The 15,039-nt window shown below is 72.1% G+C and carries 9 protein-coding genes; 2 read left to right on the top strand and 7 right to left on the bottom strand.

The window, feature by feature from the left end; translation table 11 throughout:
* Nucleotides 1-8: 8 nt before the first annotated feature.
* The 5 genes from ACFYXB_RS01770 to ACFYXB_RS01750 form a co-directional block, all read right to left on the bottom strand.
* Nucleotides 9-1,613, bottom strand: coding sequence for a serine/threonine-protein kinase (locus ACFYXB_RS01770; protein ID WP_389576748.1), 1,605 nt, complete (start codon nt 1,611-1,613; stop codon nt 9-11).
* A gap of 92 nt (nt 1,614-1,705) precedes the next feature.
* The gene (locus tag ACFYXB_RS01765) at nt 1,706-3,349 is read right to left on the bottom strand and encodes a protein kinase (RefSeq protein WP_389576746.1); all 1,644 of its coding nucleotides are present in this window, start codon (nt 3,347-3,349) and stop codon (nt 1,706-1,708) included.
* 107 nt (nt 3,350-3,456) lie between these two features.
* Nucleotides 3,457-5,121 (bottom strand): serine/threonine-protein kinase, encoded by a 1,665-nt coding sequence (locus ACFYXB_RS01760; RefSeq protein WP_389576744.1) that lies wholly within the window; start codon nt 5,119-5,121, stop codon nt 3,457-3,459.
* A 178-nt stretch (nt 5,122-5,299) separates the two neighbouring features.
* Nucleotides 5,300-7,792, bottom strand: a complete 2,493-nt coding sequence (locus ACFYXB_RS01755) for a protein kinase (protein WP_389576742.1) — start codon at nt 7,790-7,792, stop codon at nt 5,300-5,302.
* Between the two features lie 165 nt (nt 7,793-7,957).
* The gene (locus tag ACFYXB_RS01750; RefSeq protein WP_389576740.1) at nt 7,958-9,916 is read right to left on the bottom strand and encodes a serine/threonine-protein kinase; all 1,959 of its coding nucleotides are present in this window, start codon (nt 9,914-9,916) and stop codon (nt 7,958-7,960) included.
* A gap of 137 nt (nt 9,917-10,053) precedes the next feature.
* Here ACFYXB_RS01750 and ACFYXB_RS01745 point away from each other — a divergent pair, with 137 nt between their 5' ends.
* Nucleotides 10,054-10,314 (top strand): hypothetical protein, encoded by a 261-nt coding sequence (locus ACFYXB_RS01745; RefSeq protein ID WP_389576738.1) that lies wholly within the window; start codon nt 10,054-10,056, stop codon nt 10,312-10,314.
* Between the two features lie 183 nt (nt 10,315-10,497).
* Here the strand turns inward: ACFYXB_RS01745 and ACFYXB_RS01740 are convergent, their stop codons facing one another.
* Nucleotides 10,498-12,204 (bottom strand): glycerol-3-phosphate dehydrogenase/oxidase, encoded by a 1,707-nt coding sequence (locus ACFYXB_RS01740; RefSeq protein ID WP_388504504.1) that lies wholly within the window; start codon nt 12,202-12,204, stop codon nt 10,498-10,500.
* A 293-nt stretch (nt 12,205-12,497) separates the two neighbouring features.
* Between ACFYXB_RS01740 and ACFYXB_RS01735 the strand changes: the two genes are divergently transcribed.
* Complete coding sequence (locus ACFYXB_RS01735; RefSeq protein WP_389576736.1) at nt 12,498-13,706, top strand: nucleotide sugar dehydrogenase; 1,209 nt, start codon at nt 12,498-12,500, stop codon at nt 13,704-13,706.
* A 119-nt stretch (nt 13,707-13,825) separates the two neighbouring features.
* On the opposite strand, the gene ACFYXB_RS01730 is transcribed toward ACFYXB_RS01735, so the two are convergent.
* Nucleotides 13,826-14,950, bottom strand: coding sequence for a GuaB3 family IMP dehydrogenase-related protein (locus ACFYXB_RS01730; protein WP_351352661.1), 1,125 nt, complete (start codon nt 14,948-14,950; stop codon nt 13,826-13,828).
* Nucleotides 14,951-15,039 lie beyond the last annotated feature (89 nt).

The raw sequence follows: 15,039 nt of genomic DNA, 5'->3' as shown, positions 1-15,039 counted from the left end.
CTGCCGGGTCAGAGCTTGTCGAGGTCCAGGTTCGCGATCGCCGTCTGCGCCACCTCCCGGCCGCGGGCGGTGAAGTCGCCCTTGCCCGGATAGCTGATCGTGAGCTTGTACATGTCGCCGGACCCGGTCCGGTAGTAGAAGATCTGCACCTCGCGCGGGCGCGGGTTCTGACTGTCGTCGGTGGTGTACGCGATCGTGTTCCGCGCGGCCTGTCTGCCCTGGTACTTGGCCTGGTCGTCCGGGGTCGTCCTCGTCTTCGGGCCGCCCGGCATGGACAGGGCGTACTCTCCGTCGCTCTTGAACTTCTCGTTGTCGGCGTACATCTGCGACGGCGCGGAGCCCTTGATCTCGTGCAGGGAGTCGTCGGACTTCTTGTCCAGGTTCAGGCCGATCCAGATGCTGCCGCTCCAGTCGGAGTACGTGACCCAGTTCTTGTCGGTGTCGTCCTTGCCGGGCCGGCCCACCTGGTACGACGCGGGCACGCCGAGCGTCGCGCCGAGCTGGGGGTTCGCCTGCTTCTTCCAGTCGTCGGGGAGGGGGCCGGCGAAGGGGTCGGCGAGGACCAGGTACCCGGCGAAGGCCGCCGCGACCACGAGCGCGCCTGCGCCGATCCAGACCTTGCGGCCCGGGCGCGGGGAGCGGCTCGCGGGTCCGGTGACCTGGACGGCCTGGGTGGGCGCCGGAGCGGGCGGGTTCGCCGCCGCCTCCAGCAGGCCGCGCACCCGGGCCGCGTCCGGGCGGTGCGCCGGGTCCTTCTGGAGGAGGCCGTTGATCGCCTCGGCGAGCGGGCCGCGCGCGGAGGCCGGCGGGGCGGGTGTCGCGTTGAGGACCGACTGGAGCGTGGCGGGGGTGTTGCTGCGGCGGAACGGGGAGACGCCCTCGGTCGCCGCGTACAGGACCACACCCAGGGACCACAGGTCCGAGGCGGGGCCGGGCCGCTGCCCCAACACCCGCTCAGGCGCGATGTATTCGGGCGATCCGACGAAGCCGCCGGTGTCCGTCAGGTTCGTCTCGCCCTCGATCTGTGCGATGCCGAAGTCCGTGAGGACCACGCGGTCGTGACGGCCCAACAGGACGTTGTCCGGCTTGACGTCACGGTGCAGGATGCCCGCCGCGTGCGCAGCCTCCAGCGCGCCGAGCACCTGGAGGCCGATCCGGGCCGCCGCACGCGCGTCGAGCGTGCCCTCCTGGAGGGCGTCGCCGAGGGAGCGCCCGCGCACCAGTTCCATCACGATCCACGGTCGGCCGTCGACCATCGCGACATCGTGCACGTCCACCACCGCCGGATGGTCGAGCCGGGCCGCCGCGCGCGCCTCGCGGCGCATCCGCTCAAATACGTTCGCTTGTTCGCGTTCGGGAAGATGGTCCGGTACGCGGGGCTCCTTCACCGCGACCTCGCGGTCCACCGTCTCGTCCTTGGCCCGCCACACCGTGCCCATGCCACCGTGGCCGAGCTTCGCCAGCAGCCGGTAACGACCGGCAATCAGACGCCCGGTGCCCGGGTCCTGGCCGGACGTCGGCTGCGCAGGCACCGCGGCGGCCGCGTTCGGCGGTTGCAGAACAAAACTGGTCGTATCGTCGGCCCCGTGGCCGGCACCCCCGTTGCTGCTCATACGTCCACCCATATCGCGACCGGTGTTCCCCCATCCACCTCCGGCGCATTCCAGTCACAGACCCGTGACCCAAGACGCCACTTATATCCCTTTTACGACGGTACGAACGTGTCCACCGCGACGTCGAAGTACTCCCGCGCCTCCCGCACCTTCCCGACCGGCGCCGACACCCACACGTCGTACATCCGCCCGTTCTCCTCCCAGCACAGGTCGTACGTGTGCCGGGGCCCCTCCGCCGCGCTGAAGCCGTCCCAGGTGAACTCCCAGAGCGCGGCGGGCTGTCCGGCGTGCGTGGTGCGGGTGACGCGGCCGTCGTGGTAGCCGGGGTTGTTGCCGGGCCCCTCGGCGGCCGAGCGGCGCATCACGGCGAGCGGGCCCCCCGGTTCCGGGTCGGCGACCTTGATGCCGAGTCGGAAGGTCCCCCCCGGCGACAGATAGAAGACGCGCTCGCCCTGCGGTGAGCGGGTGAAGTCCTCGGGTACGGCGAGGGAGAAGCCGGCCGGGTCCTGGGCCGTGCGGTAACCGGACGGCGCCGTACGGGTGTTGGCGGCGGTGCTCGGTGAAGCCGTGGGCGAGGCGCTCGGTGAACCGGTGGGGGTGGGCGTGGGCGACGCGCTCGCCGTGGTGTGCGGTGCCGAACTCGACGGTGTATCGCCGCCCCCGGCGCCACCGCCCCGGTTCAGCAGTAGCGCCGCCGCGGACACGCCCGCGCCTGCCATCGCCGCGACGAGCAGCGCGGCGACCAGCACGCCCCGCGCGGAGTGCCGGGCCTGCGGCTGCTCCACGGTGGCGGGCGCCGGTACGTCCCGCTGGGTCGGCGAGTACGGGACGGGCGGCTTCGGCGTACGGCCCGCCACCAGGCGCGGCGTCCGTCCCCCGGAGGCGGCGCCGGGCTGCGGAGTGCGGCCCGTCTCGCGGAACGCGCGCAGCATCCGCTCGGCCTCCCGCGCGTCCAGCCGCCGGTCCGGATCCCGCTCCAGCAGGCCCCGTACGACGGGCAGCAGCGGCTCGGCCTGCGCGGGCGGGCGGATCTCGGCGGCGACGACGGCGTGCAGGATGCCGCCGAGCGAGTCACGCCGGAACGGCGACTCGCCGCTCAGCACCGCGCACAGCAGCACGCCCAGCGACCACAGGTCGGACTCGGGCCCGGTCGCCGCCCCCGACATCCGCTCCGGCGCCGTGTACTCGGGCGAACCGACGAAGGAACCGGTCTCGGTGAGCGTCGTGGCGCCCGCGACCTGCGCGATGCCGAAGTCGGTGAGGACGACGCGGTCGGTGCCGGACTCGACCAGGACGTTGGCCGGTTTGATGTCACGGTGCAGAACGCCGGCGGCGTGCGCGGTGCGCAGCGCGCTCAGCAGGTCGATGCCGATGCGGGCGGCCTCGGCGGCGTCCACGGGGCCGTGCGCGGAGATCCGGTCGGCGAGCGAGCTGCCGTCGATCAACTCCATGACTATGTACGGCCGCTCGCCCTCCTCCACCACGTCGTGCACGACGATGATGTGCGGGTGGCTCAACTGGGCCACGGCACGGGCCTCACGCAGCGTACGGTCGCGGTGCAGCCTGGCCTCGTCGTCGGAGAGGGAGTCGTCCTGGGCGAGTTCCTTGACCGCCACCCGGCGGCCCAGCAACTGGTCGGTCGCCCGCCATACGACACCCATCCCGCCGCGCCCGAGCCGGGTCTCCAGCCGATAACGGCCCGCGATCACACGGAAGTCGTCCCCCTCGGTCCCCATGGGGCCATCATGCCCCACCGGACGGTCCCCCTCCGGGGCGCCGATCGGCCAAGCACGTCACCGCCGGCTCCCGCCCGGCCGCCAGTCGGCTCTCAGCCGACCGCGAATCAGCTCTCCCCCGGCTGCCAGCTCTGCAGCACCCACTTGAACTGCTTGCTCGTCGTCGCCCAGTCCTCGGCGGGCGTCGACATGTAGATCGCGTACTCGGTGCCGGAGCGGGCGAAGTAGGTCTCCTCGACGGCGTGGCGCGGCCCGGCGACGAACGGCGGGTCCTTCGCCAGCGCGTCCCAGGTCCACTCCCACAGCGAGCCCGGACGGTCGCGGTAGATGTTGTCCTTCAGCGTCACGCGCTGGTATCCGACCAGCCCCTTCAGCGTCACCTCCAGGTCCTTCTGGTGATCGCCGGGGCTCGCGAAGTCCGGTGAGCTGTCCATGGCGATGCGGACGAAGTGGATGCCGCCGTCGGGCGAGTAGTCGATCTGCTTGATGCCGCCCTTGGTGGGGAACACCTTGCGCGTCCAGCCCGGGGGCAGGGAGAGGCTGAAACCCAGCGGGTCGTGGTGCGGCTCCCAGTCGGCGGGGACGGTGCCGCCCGCGGTCGGTGTGCCCGTCGGGCTGCCGGTGGCTGACGCCGTGCCCGGGGTGTGCACACCGATACCGTTCTCGCCCTTGCGCCCCGAGTCGTACTGCTGCAACGCCACCGCGGCGGCGCCACCTACGACCGCCGCGCAGGCGACGACGAGGGCGAGCGTACGGAGCCGGCGGCGCGGGGGCGGGGCGGCGGCCGCGGGCGAGGCCACCGCCGTGTGCGAGGTGGCCGGAGGGGGCTCGTACGGGGACCCGGCGGCCAAAGGGGGTCCGTACTGTGGGCCGGTCGCCGACGGGTACTCGGCTCGCCCGCCCAGGTGGGAGCCGCCGTGCCGCGTCGGCACGTACGCCTGCGCCGTGTCGGGCCGTCGGCCCTCCGCCGCCTCGGCGAGCATGTGCTCGGCCTCCGTGGCGTCGGGGCGCTGCGCGGGGTCCTTGCGGAGCAGGGCGGTGATGACGGGCCCGAGCGCACCGGCGTACCGCGGCGCTTCGGCCTCCTCCTCGACGACCGCCTGCATGGTGCTCAGCGGCGAGGTGCGGCGGAACGGAGAGCGGCCCTCGACCGCCGTGTAGAGCGTGGCGCCCAGCGCCCACAGATCGGAGGACCGGCCCGGATCGTGGCCGCGTACCCGCTCGGGCGCGAGGTAGTCGACCGAGCCGACGACCTCTCCCGTACGGGTGATGGTGGAGTCGCCCTCTATCTGCGCGATGCCGAAGTCGGTGAGCAGGACACGGCCGTCGTCCCGGCCGAGGAGGACGTTGCCGGGCTTGACGTCGCGGTGCAGGACGCCGGCGGCGTGCGCGGCGCGCAGCGCCCGCAGCACCCACAGCCCGATCCGGGCGGCCTCGCGCGGCTCGACCCGGCCCTGCTCCTTGACCGCGTCGGCCAGCGAGTGGCCCTCGACCAGCTCCATCACGATCCACGGACGGCCGTCGTGTTCCAGTACGTCGTGGACGGTGACGACGGCCGAGTGGTTGATGCGCGCGGCGGCGCGGGCCTCGGCGCGGGTGCGGGCCAGCAGAACGGCCTGGTCACTCTCGGAGACATAGAGCGCGGCGGTCAGCTCCTTGACGGCGACCGTCCGGTGCAGCACTTCGTCGTGGGCGCGCCACACCCGGCCCATGCCGCCGCTGCCGATGGAGTCGGCAAGCCGGTAGCGGCCCGCGATGAGCAGGCCCTGCATCTGATTCACGTTGCCCCGCAATGGTCTTGACAGGGTCAGACTAAGGACCGGCCTGCATTCATGGAACACGCGGGGTGACAAGGAAACCGCACTGTGACGGTTGTCGCTTCTGCGGCCGACCGGGAACCGAACGACGGTACGGCCCAGCGGTACAGCTCAGCGGGTACAGCGCTACAGCTCAGCCGGTGTACCGGTAGGTCGCCGACGCCTGCTCGTACAGCCGCGTCACCTCGTCCCGCTCGGCCTCCGGGCCGCGCACCTGGAGCACGTGGTAGTGACCGTCCAGGAGGATCGCGATGTTACGCACGAACAGGTCGCGGCCCTGGTCGTCGGTCCAGGTGAACTGGCCCTCCGCCATGGTGCGTCCGCCCACCTCGATGGTCCTGAGGCCGGTGGCGGTGGCCCAGCTGGAGTCGCGGTAGGGCTGGAGTTCGCTCTCCTTGTTCCGCTGGTACGCCATCGGATCGCTGCCGTACGTCGCGGAGCCGTCCCGCCCCGGTACGACGAGGAGCTCGAAGTTCCCGTGCGAGTACACCACTTGCCCGCGCCCGTTCCTGGGTGTGCGCTCCCAGCCGTCGGCGACGGCGACCTGGAAGCCCTCGGGGTCCTTGCGCAGGGTGAAGCCGTCGGCGACCGAGGGGTCGGTGGTGGTCTGGGTCTCGGTGGAGGGCGCGGAAGAGGCTTTCCCCGAGTGGCCGGATTCGCCGCCAGGCTGTCGCGACGGCTCGGCCGGTGCCTGAGTCGCGCCCCGGTCACTGCCGGCGGCACCGCTGCTGCTGTCCGCCTTGGGCATGAACAGCATGGCGTACGCGATCGCGCCGGCCAGCAGGAGCAGGATCAGCAGGAGCAGGGTGCGGCCCAGGCTGCGCGGCGACTGCTCCTCCTGCCCGGCCCGCTTGTGCCGGCCGGGCGGGCTGTTCGCGGGCAGTCCGGTGCGCCGCCGGCGCACCAGCTCGCCGCGCCGCCGCACGATCGGCAGCCGGCGGGGGTCGGTGGGCGGGGCGGCGACGATGTGCGCGCCGGCCTCCGGCTCGGGGGCCGACCGCACGAGCGAGCGCAGCCAGCCGCGCAGCTCCTCGAACTCGGGGCGCTCGGTGGGGTCCTGACGCAGCAACGACTCGACCACCGGCCGCAGCGGCCCGCACTCCTCCGCGAACGCGGGCGGCTCCGCGCAGACCAGTTGCACCAGCTCGGCGGTGGACTCCTCCGGGTACGGCGCGTGGCCCTGCACGGCCCGGAAGAGCAGCGCGCCGAGCGCCCACAGATCGGTGGCGGGCCCGATGGGCGCCGCCAACTGCCAGTTCTCGTGCACGGATCCGGCCTGCTCCGGCGCCCACCGCTCGGTGACGGGCCCCACGACAGTCATCCGCACCTGCCGAGCCCGCTCGGCGGCGATCGCGGTCGCGGGGCCGCGGCGGGGGCCGGGGACGGGCGTGTCCCAACGGGAGGCGTCCGCGCCTGCCTCCACCGAACCGCCAGCACCGTTGCGAGAAGCGGGAGTCCGTCCTTGCTGCGTGGGCAGGGCAGGGGTGGGCAGTGGGCGGCCGGTCGCGTCGACGGCAGGGCGCGGAACATGGGCGGTCGGGGGGACCGGGGTAAGGCCTTGGGCGTCGGCGGGAGTTGTGCGGGGCGAGGATCCGTGCCAGGGGGTGGCGCCGTGGACGCCGTCGGTCTCCCCCTCGGCGGCCGGCCGGGCTCCGGGCAGCGCGGTACGCCCGTTCCGCTGGGCCTCCTGCACCCGGGCGGCGGCGCGTGCACCCGCCTGGTATGCGGCGATCGCCCCGGCCCGGGCGGCACGGATGTCCCCGGCGCTCTCCAGCGCGTAACGGTCGGACGCCCCCGCACCTCCGGCAGCCCGCGCCTGAATGGCGGCCCGCCGAGCGGCCTCGGCATCAACACCGGGACCACCGGCGCCGGCCTGCCCGACAACGGCACCGGGCAAGCGGGAAGCACCCGCAGCGCCAGCCGCCCCCGGCACCCCGCCATCACCCTGCCCGGAACCCCCGAGGCCACCGTCCCCGTCCCCGCCCCCGTCTTCCTGCTCGTCCTCCCGCGCAGGCACCGGGTCGTACCCGCACAGCGCCTCCTCCGCCGCCCCCACCGCGAGGCCCGTCAGCATCACGCGGCCGTCGTCGCAGACGAGGACCGTGCGGGCGGTGATGTTCCGGTGGACCCAGCCGTGCGCGTGCAGGACCCGCAGCGCCATCAGGACGTCGGAGGCGACCTCGGCCGCCCGGTACGGCGTCAGCGGCTGCTCGGCGAGCATCGTGGCCAGCGACCGCGCCGCCACCAGCTCGCTGACGATCCACAGCGACCCGCCCTCGGCGAACACGTCGAAGACCTGGTCGAGCCGGGGATGGTCGGGAATCCGCGCGGCGGCCTGCGCGGCCTCCACGGCCCGCCGCACCGCGGGATCCGCCGGCCGTCGCGACGCCGTCCGGTCCGCCGGGGCCCGCCGCGCCCCGCGGTCACGCGCCGTGAACCCCTCGGGCAGCCCGTCCGCGTCGAGCACCTCCGCCTCGACGACCTCCGGCAACGGTACCTGCCGTACCAGGACTTCCTGCCCGCTGTAGGTGTCGAAGGCCCGCGTCTCGGTGAGCTCGTACTCGTCGGAAGGAGGCAAAGGCAGGCGGTAGCGGTCGGCGAGCACCCGACCCGCATAGTCGTCCACGTTGCCTCCCCCGGCCGTCCGGTCGGTCAATTCCGTTCGCCTTGCGTCCCGTTCTGTATGCGTACCTGGATGCGTACGGTCCGCAACCACTCACGATACGTGCCGGAGGCAAGCCGCAATGAGGGCTTGCCCGATTCTCACGCCCCGAACGCGGGACCGGTCACATCACGCCTTCGGTTCGAAGGACTTCGTCAGCGTCCTCCAGGTGTCCCGGCGCAGCTCGTCGTCCCAGTGCGCGGCCTCCGCCGTGTACATCAGCGCGTACCCCACATGACTGTTGACGACGAACCCGCGGTCGATCGACCGGTACTTCGTCCCGCCGTCGACGTACGTGAACTCCCAGTCGGCGGTGTTCCAGCCGCGGTAGTCCACGGCCTCGATCCGGATCTTCCTGTACTGCGAACGCACCATGTAGCGCTCCTGGTTGCGCCAGTCCGCCACGGGGTCGTCCTTGGGCGTGGTGGTCCAGGCGACCAGCAGCTTCTGCCCCTGAGGCCCGGTGAAACGATCCCCCGCGCCGCCCGTCGACTGGTACTTCCACCCCTTCGGCAGCCCTATCGAATAGCCCTGGCCGCCCTTGTGCGTGGACACGACCGGCGCACCGCGACTGCCACTGGAGTTCGACGAACCGGCGCTCGCCGAACTCCCCGTCCCCGGCGTCGATTTCCCGGGCGTGGATCCCGTCGTGGCCGAACCCGAGCCGTCACTGTCCGTACGCGCGCTGCTGTCGTCGTCCTTCTTCGTGTCGACACCGGAACTCGCGCTCGCCACGCCCTTGGCAGCGCCGCCGCCCCGGGCCCCCTTGGTGCCCTTGTCGTCACCGCCGAGCGTGAGGGCCAGCACGGTGCCGAGCACCGCGAGCGCGACCACCACCGCGATGATCATCAAGGTCCGCTTCGGCACCACGTCGGTCAGTGGCGCCCTGGGCGCGGTCCGCGGCGGCAGGTCGGGCGGCGTCATCACGGGCCACCCCGAACTCGCCTTCCCGGCAGCGCTGTTGCCCGAGGCTCCGGCCGCGCCCGTGGTCCCCTCCGGGGAAGCCGTCGTAGCGCTCCCGCTTCGTTCGGCCGCCGCCCCACCGGAAGCAGCGGCAGCCGCAGCCGCCGTACCCGCCCCCGACGCCTTCCGCACGGACCGCAGCGCCCCGCGCAGCCTGTCCGATGCCTCCTCGCCCCGCTTGCCGCCGGCGCCCGCACCGCGCCCGCTCTCGGGGCCCTCGAGTTGCGCGGGCAGCGGAACGACCCGCGTCGCATCCATCGGCTGCTCGCGGTCGGGCGCGTGGAGCACCGCGTTGAGCATGGCGCGGGCACCCGCGTCGTCCAGCCGCCGCTCCGGGTCCTTGTCGAGCAGGCCGTAGATGACGTCCCTGAGCGGACCCGCGTTCTTCGGCTCCTCCAGCGGCTCGGTCATCACGGCGGTCAGCGTGGCGATCGCCGACCCCTTGTCGTACGGCGGCATGCCCTCGACCGACGCGTACAGCAGTCCGCCGAGCGACCACAGGTCGGCCGCCGGACCGGGCTTGTGGCCGCGGGCCCGCTCCGGGGAGATGTAGGAGGGCGCGCCGACGAGCATGCCGGTGGAGGTGATGGACGGGTCGCCCTCGACCTGCGCGATGCCGAAGTCGGTGAGCACGACCCGGCCGTCCTCGGCGATCAGCACGTTGGACGGCTTCACGTCCCGGTGCAGGATGCCCTCGCGGTGCGCCGAGCGCAGGACGTCGAGGACGGCGAGCCCGACCTCCGCCGCGCGCTTCGGTTCGAGCAGGCCGTCCTCACGGATGACCTCGGCCAGGGACTTGCCCTCGACGAGTTCCATCACGATCCACGGCCGGTCGTCCTCGTCGACGACGTCGTAGACCGTCACCGCGCTGTTGTTTCGGATCCGCGCGATCGCCTTGGCCTCGCGCAGGGTCCGCGTGATCAGGCGCCGCTTCTCGTCCTCGTCGATGCTCGACGGGAACCGCAGCTCCTTGACCGCGACGGTCCGGCCGAGGGTCTCGTCCTCGGCGCGCCACACCGTACCCATGCCGCCGCGGCCGAGCACTGCTCCCAGCCGGTACCGCCCGGCGAGGAGACGTCCGCTCCTGTCCTGACGGGATGCTCCCGCCCGCTCCGCCTCCGACATGCGTCCCCTCATGCAACCCGCCCTGACAGAGCCTCCATTGTCCCTCACCCGACAAGTGCCCAACGCACAGGGTGCCCCGTCGTCACGGCCCGGGCCCGAAGAATCCCCGGCTGCGCTCACGGCGGTCCCGTCGGGCCATGCCGGAGACCCGTCTGACGCCCACCTCGTACCTCGTCCTCGGAATCATCGGGCAGTTGGGAGAGGCGAGCCCGTACGACGTGAAGGTGGAGGCGGGGCGGACGGTGGCGCCGTTCTGGCAGGTGCCGCATGCGCAGTACGACCGGCTGCTCGCGGCCGGTCTGTTCTCCGAGATCCGGCAGCGGCAGGCGCTCGAGTTCGGCATCCGTTACGAACGGATGATGGTCGGCTTCTGGGAGTGGGGCGAGGACACTTCCTGATCCGTTGACGCGTGGGGCACGGGTCACGACCCTTCCCCATAGTCCGAAGTGGATGATCCAGAGTGGGCCATCGAATGCTGACAGCCGACGCCACCGGTCTGTGGCCCGGCCGCGACCGGCAGTCCACGACCGAGCCCCTTCCGGCCGAGGCCACACAACCTGGGGTGACGCGCGGGCCACGGGTCACAGAGGCACGATGTCCGGCCCACCCAGTCGTGCCGCGTCCGCCGTCAGGTCGTCGGGCTGGCGCTGCGACTCCCGCTCGGCCTCCACCCGCTTCTCGTAGTGCTCGACCTCCCGCTCGATCTGGTCCTTGTCCCAGCCGAGCACGGGCGCCATGAGCTCGGCGGCCTCGCGGGCGCTGCGGGTGCCGCGGTCGAAGGTCTCTATGGAGATCCTGGTACGGCGCGTCAGCACGTCGTCCAGGTGCCGCGCGCCCTCGTGCGAGGCGGCGTACACCACCTCGGCGCGCAGATAGTCGTCAGCCGCCTGGAGGGGCTCGCCCAGGGAGGGGTCGGCGGCGATCAGGTCGAGGAGTTCCTCCGCCATCGAGCCGTACCGGTTGAGCAGGTGCTCGACGCGCACCACGTGGATACCGGTCCGCGCGGCGATCCGCGCCCGCGCGTTCCACATCGCCCGGTACCCCTCCGCGCCCAGCAGCGGGATGTCCTCGGTGACGCACTCCGCGACACGCATGTCGAGCCCGTGCACGGCCTCGTCGACGGCGTCCTTGGCCATCACGCGATACGTCGTGTACTTGCCGCCCGCGACCACGACCAGCCCGGGCACCGGATGCGCCACGGTGTGCTCGCGCGACAGCTTGCTGGTGGCGTCGGACTCGCCGGCCAGCAGCGGACGCAGGCCCGCGTACACACCCTGGACGTCGTCGCGGGTGAGCGGCACCGCGAGCACCGAGTTCACATGCTCCAGCAGATAGTCGATGTCGGCGCTGGAGGCGGCGGGGTGGGCCTTGTCGAGGTCCCAGTCGGTGTCGGTCGTACCGACGATCCAGTGCCGGCCCCAGGGGATGACGAACAGGACGGACTTCTCGGTGCGCAGGATCAGCCCGGTGGTGGAGTGGATGCGGTCCTTGGGTACGACCAGGTGGATGCCCTTCGAGGCACGGACGTGGAACTGTCCCCGCTCGCCCACCATCGCCTGGGTGTCGTCGGTCCACACGCCCGTGGCGTTGACGACCTGCTTGGCCCGGATCTCGTACTCGCCGCCGCCCTCGACGTCCTGCACCCGCGCACCGACCACCCGCTCGCCCTCGCGCAGGAAGCCCGTCACGCGCGCGCGGTTGGCGACCTTCGCGCCGTACGACGCCGCCGTGCGCACCAGGGTGGCCGTGTAACGGGCGTCGTCCATCTGGGCGTCGTAGTACTGGAGCGCGCCGACCAGGGCGTCCTTGCGCAGGGCTGGCGCGACGCGCAGGGCGTGACGGCGGCTCAGGTGGCGGTGCACCGGCAGGCCGCGGCCGTGGCCGCGGGCCATCGACATGGCGTCGTAGAGCGCGACGCCCGAACCGGCGTACAACCGCTCCCAGCCCTTGTGCTGCAACGGATACAGGAAGGGCACCGGCTTGACCAGATGCGGGGCAAGCCGCTCAAGCAACAGCCCACGCTCCTTCAGAGCCTCCCTGACGAGGGCGAAGTCGAGCATCTCGAGATAGCGCAGGCCGCCGTGGATCAGTTTGCTGGATCTGCTCGACGTGCCCGAGGCCCAGTCGCGGGCTTCCACCAATCCCGTGGACAGTCCGCGGGTGACCGCGTCCAGCGCGGTACCCGCGCCGACCACGCCGCCGCCGACCACCAGTACGTCCAGCTCACGCTCGGCCATGCCCGCGAGTGACTCCGCGCGCTGCGCCGGCCCCAGTGTCGCTGTCCTCACCGCTGCCTCCCGCTGTCGGTCGAGTCGGCCGCACCCGATGGGCGAAGCCCCGTCCGTCCCCTCCCCATGCCCAAATTCTGACCGGCTTGCCCGGCTTCAGCCACCACGCGCCCTCAGCCTGTGGACAACAGGCACGTGACCAGCGGAAGGCCACGGAAAGACACAGGAACACAATCCCGTATTTCCCGCATAACGGTCATATTTACTCCTAGTGTGACAGTGCGCTCGCCCGCCCTGTCCACAGGGCTTGCGCACCTGTCCCGCTTCGGTTATTGGGAAGGACGGCCCACGCCATGCCCGCAGACCTCGCCGTCATCGGACTCGGTCCCTACGGCCTGCCCCTGGCCCAGGCCGCCGTAGCCGCCGGCATCCCCACCCTCGGATACGCCACCGGTCCCGAGGCCGGCTCACTCAGCCCCGCTCAACTGCGCCGGATGCTCTCGGGGGGCTTCCGGACGACCTCCGACCCGGCCGGGCTCGGCCGTGTACGCACCGCGGTGATCTGCGCGCCGACCCCGCGCGGCGCGGACGGCAAACTCGACCTCACCCAGGTCGAGACGGCGGCCCGCGCCCTCGCCGAGCAGCTGCGCCCGCACACCACGGTGATCCTGGAATCGCCGGTGCCGCCCGGCACGACGGAGGAAGTCCTCCTCCCCCTCCTGGAGAAGGGCTCGGGGCTGCGCGCGGGCCGTGACTTCCACCTCGCGTACTCACCCAGCCGCGTCGACCCCGGCAACCGGGACTTCACGCCGGCCAACACCCCCAAGGTGATCGGCGGTCTCACCCCCTCCTGCACCGAGTCGGCCGCTGCGTTCTACTCACGGCTGACGGACAAGGTGGTACGCGCGCGTGGCCCGCGGGAAGCCGAGACGGTGCAACTCCTGGAGACCAACTTCCGGCACGTCAACATCGCGCTCGTCAACGAAATGGCCGTCCTGTGCCATGAGTTGGGTGTCGATCTGTGGGACGTCATCCGGTGCGCGGAGACCAAGCCGTTCGGCTTCCACGCCTTCCGTCCCGGCCCCGGAGTCGGCGGCCACGGCGTCCCGCAGGATCTGACCGCCCACGCCGGCCGCACCCTGCGCATGGTCGAACTCGCCCAGCAGGTCAACAACCGCATGCCCCGGTACGTCGTCCAGCGCGCCGCGGCCCTCCTCAACGAATACGGCAAATCGGCGCGAGGCGCGCGCGTACTCCTTCTGGGTGTCACGTACAAGGCCGACCTCGCCGACCAACAGGGCACCCCCGCGCGGGAGATCGCGATCCGCCTGATGGAGTTGGGCGCCTCCGTCAGCTACCACGACCCGCACGTCCCGTCCTGGAACGTCCTCGACCGCCCGATCCCCCGAGCCGACTCCTTCTACGAGGCAGCGGCCGACGCCGACCTGACGATCCTCCTCCAGCAGCACAGGACGTACGACATGCAGAGCCTGTCGGTGAAGGCGCAACTGCTGCTGGACACAAGGGGCGCCACGCCCACAGGGGCGGCGCACAGGCTGTGAAGGGGACGCACGCCCCACCGCGAGCTCCGAAGGCTGGTGGCATGCGGCGCGCACCCTCACTTGGGCACACGAAAGGGCCCGGACCACACAGGTCCGAGCCCTTCGCCGTGCCGTACCGCCTACCGCCGGTGCTGCGAGTCCGCCACCGTGACTTCCACCCGCTGGAATTCCTTCAGCTCGCTGTACCCGGTCGTCGCCATCGCCCGGCGCAGCGCTCCGAAGAAGTTCATCGAGCCGTCCGGCGTGTGGGACGGGCCCGCGAGGATCTCCTCGATCGTGCCGACCGTGCCGAGGTCGACCTTCTTGCCGCGCGGCAACTCCTCGTTGACGGCCTCCATGCCCCAGTGGTGGCCCTTGCCCGGCGCGTCCGTCGCACGCGCGAGCGGGGAGCCCATCATCACCGAGTCGGCGCCGCAGGCGATCGCCTTGGGCAGGTCGCCGGACCAGCCGACGCCACCGTCCGCGATGACGTGCACGTACCGGCCGCCGGACTCGTCCATGTAGTCACGGCGGGCCGCCGCCACGTCGGCCACGGCGGTGGCCATGGGGACCTGGATGCCCAGCACGTTGCGCGTGGTGTGCGCCGCGCCGCCGCCGAAGCCGACCAGGACACCGGCCGCGCCTGTGCGCATCAGGTGCAGCGCCGCCGTGTACGTGGCACAGCCGCCGACGATCACCGGCACGTCGAGCTCGTAGATGAACTGCTTCAGGTTCAGCGGCTCGTGCGAGGACGACACGTGCTCCGCCGAGACCGTCGTACCGCGGATGACAAAAATGTCCACGCCCGCGTCCACGACCGCCTTGGAGAACTGCGCCGTGCGCTGCGGGGAGAGCGCGGCCGCCGTGACCACGCCGGAGTCGCGCACCTCCTTGATGCGCGCGCCGATCAGCTCCTCCTTGATGGGAGCCGCGTACACCTCCTGGAGGCGGCGCGTCGAGGCCTCGGCCGGCAGCGCGGCGATCTCGTCGAGCAGCGGCTGCGGGTCCTCGTACCGCGTCCACAGGCCCTCGAGGTTGAGCACGCCGAGGCCGCCCAGCTCGCCGATGCGGATCGCGGTGGCCGGGGAGACGACCGAGTCCATGGGGGCGGCCAGGAAGGGCAGCTCGAAGCGGTAGGCGTCGATCTGCCAGGCGATCGAGACCTCCTTCGGGTCCCGCGTACGGCGGCTGGGGACGACGGCGATGTCGTCGAAGGCGTACGCCCGGCGGCCGCGCTTGCCGCGCCCGATCTCGATCTCAGTCACGTCTGTGGCCTTTCCCTGATGCGTTTCAGCGTCTTCCAGTATCGCCGACGGGCACGGCAAGGGCGGCCCCGGAGCATCCGGGGCCGCCC

The organism is Streptomyces sp. NPDC002619, from assembly GCF_042889305.1.
In the GTDB taxonomy this organism is placed as follows: Bacteria; Actinomycetota; Actinomycetes; order Streptomycetales; family Streptomycetaceae; genus Streptomyces.
The sequence above is the reverse complement of the archived record's forward strand: the minus strand, read 5'-3'. Positions and strand labels throughout refer to the sequence as shown.

Coding starts and splice junctions, on each gene's coding strand:
- ACFYXB_RS01770 (WP_389576748.1), bottom strand. CDS start 1,613: ATGAGCAGCAACGGGGGTGCCGGCCACGGGGCCGACGATACGACCAGT.
- ACFYXB_RS01765 (WP_389576746.1), bottom strand. CDS start 3,349: ATGGGGACCGAGGGGGACGACTTCCGTGTGATCGCGGGCCGTTATCGG.
- ACFYXB_RS01760 (WP_389576744.1), bottom strand. CDS start 5,121: ATGCAGGGCCTGCTCATCGCGGGCCGCTACCGGCTTGCCGACTCCATC.
- ACFYXB_RS01750 (WP_389576740.1), bottom strand. CDS start 9,916: ATGTCGGAGGCGGAGCGGGCGGGAGCATCCCGTCAGGACAGGAGCGGA.
- ACFYXB_RS01745 (WP_389576738.1), top strand. CDS start 10,054: ATGCCGGAGACCCGTCTGACGCCCACCTCGTACCTCGTCCTCGGAATC.
- ACFYXB_RS01735 (WP_389576736.1), top strand. CDS start 12,498: ATGCCCGCAGACCTCGCCGTCATCGGACTCGGTCCCTACGGCCTGCCC.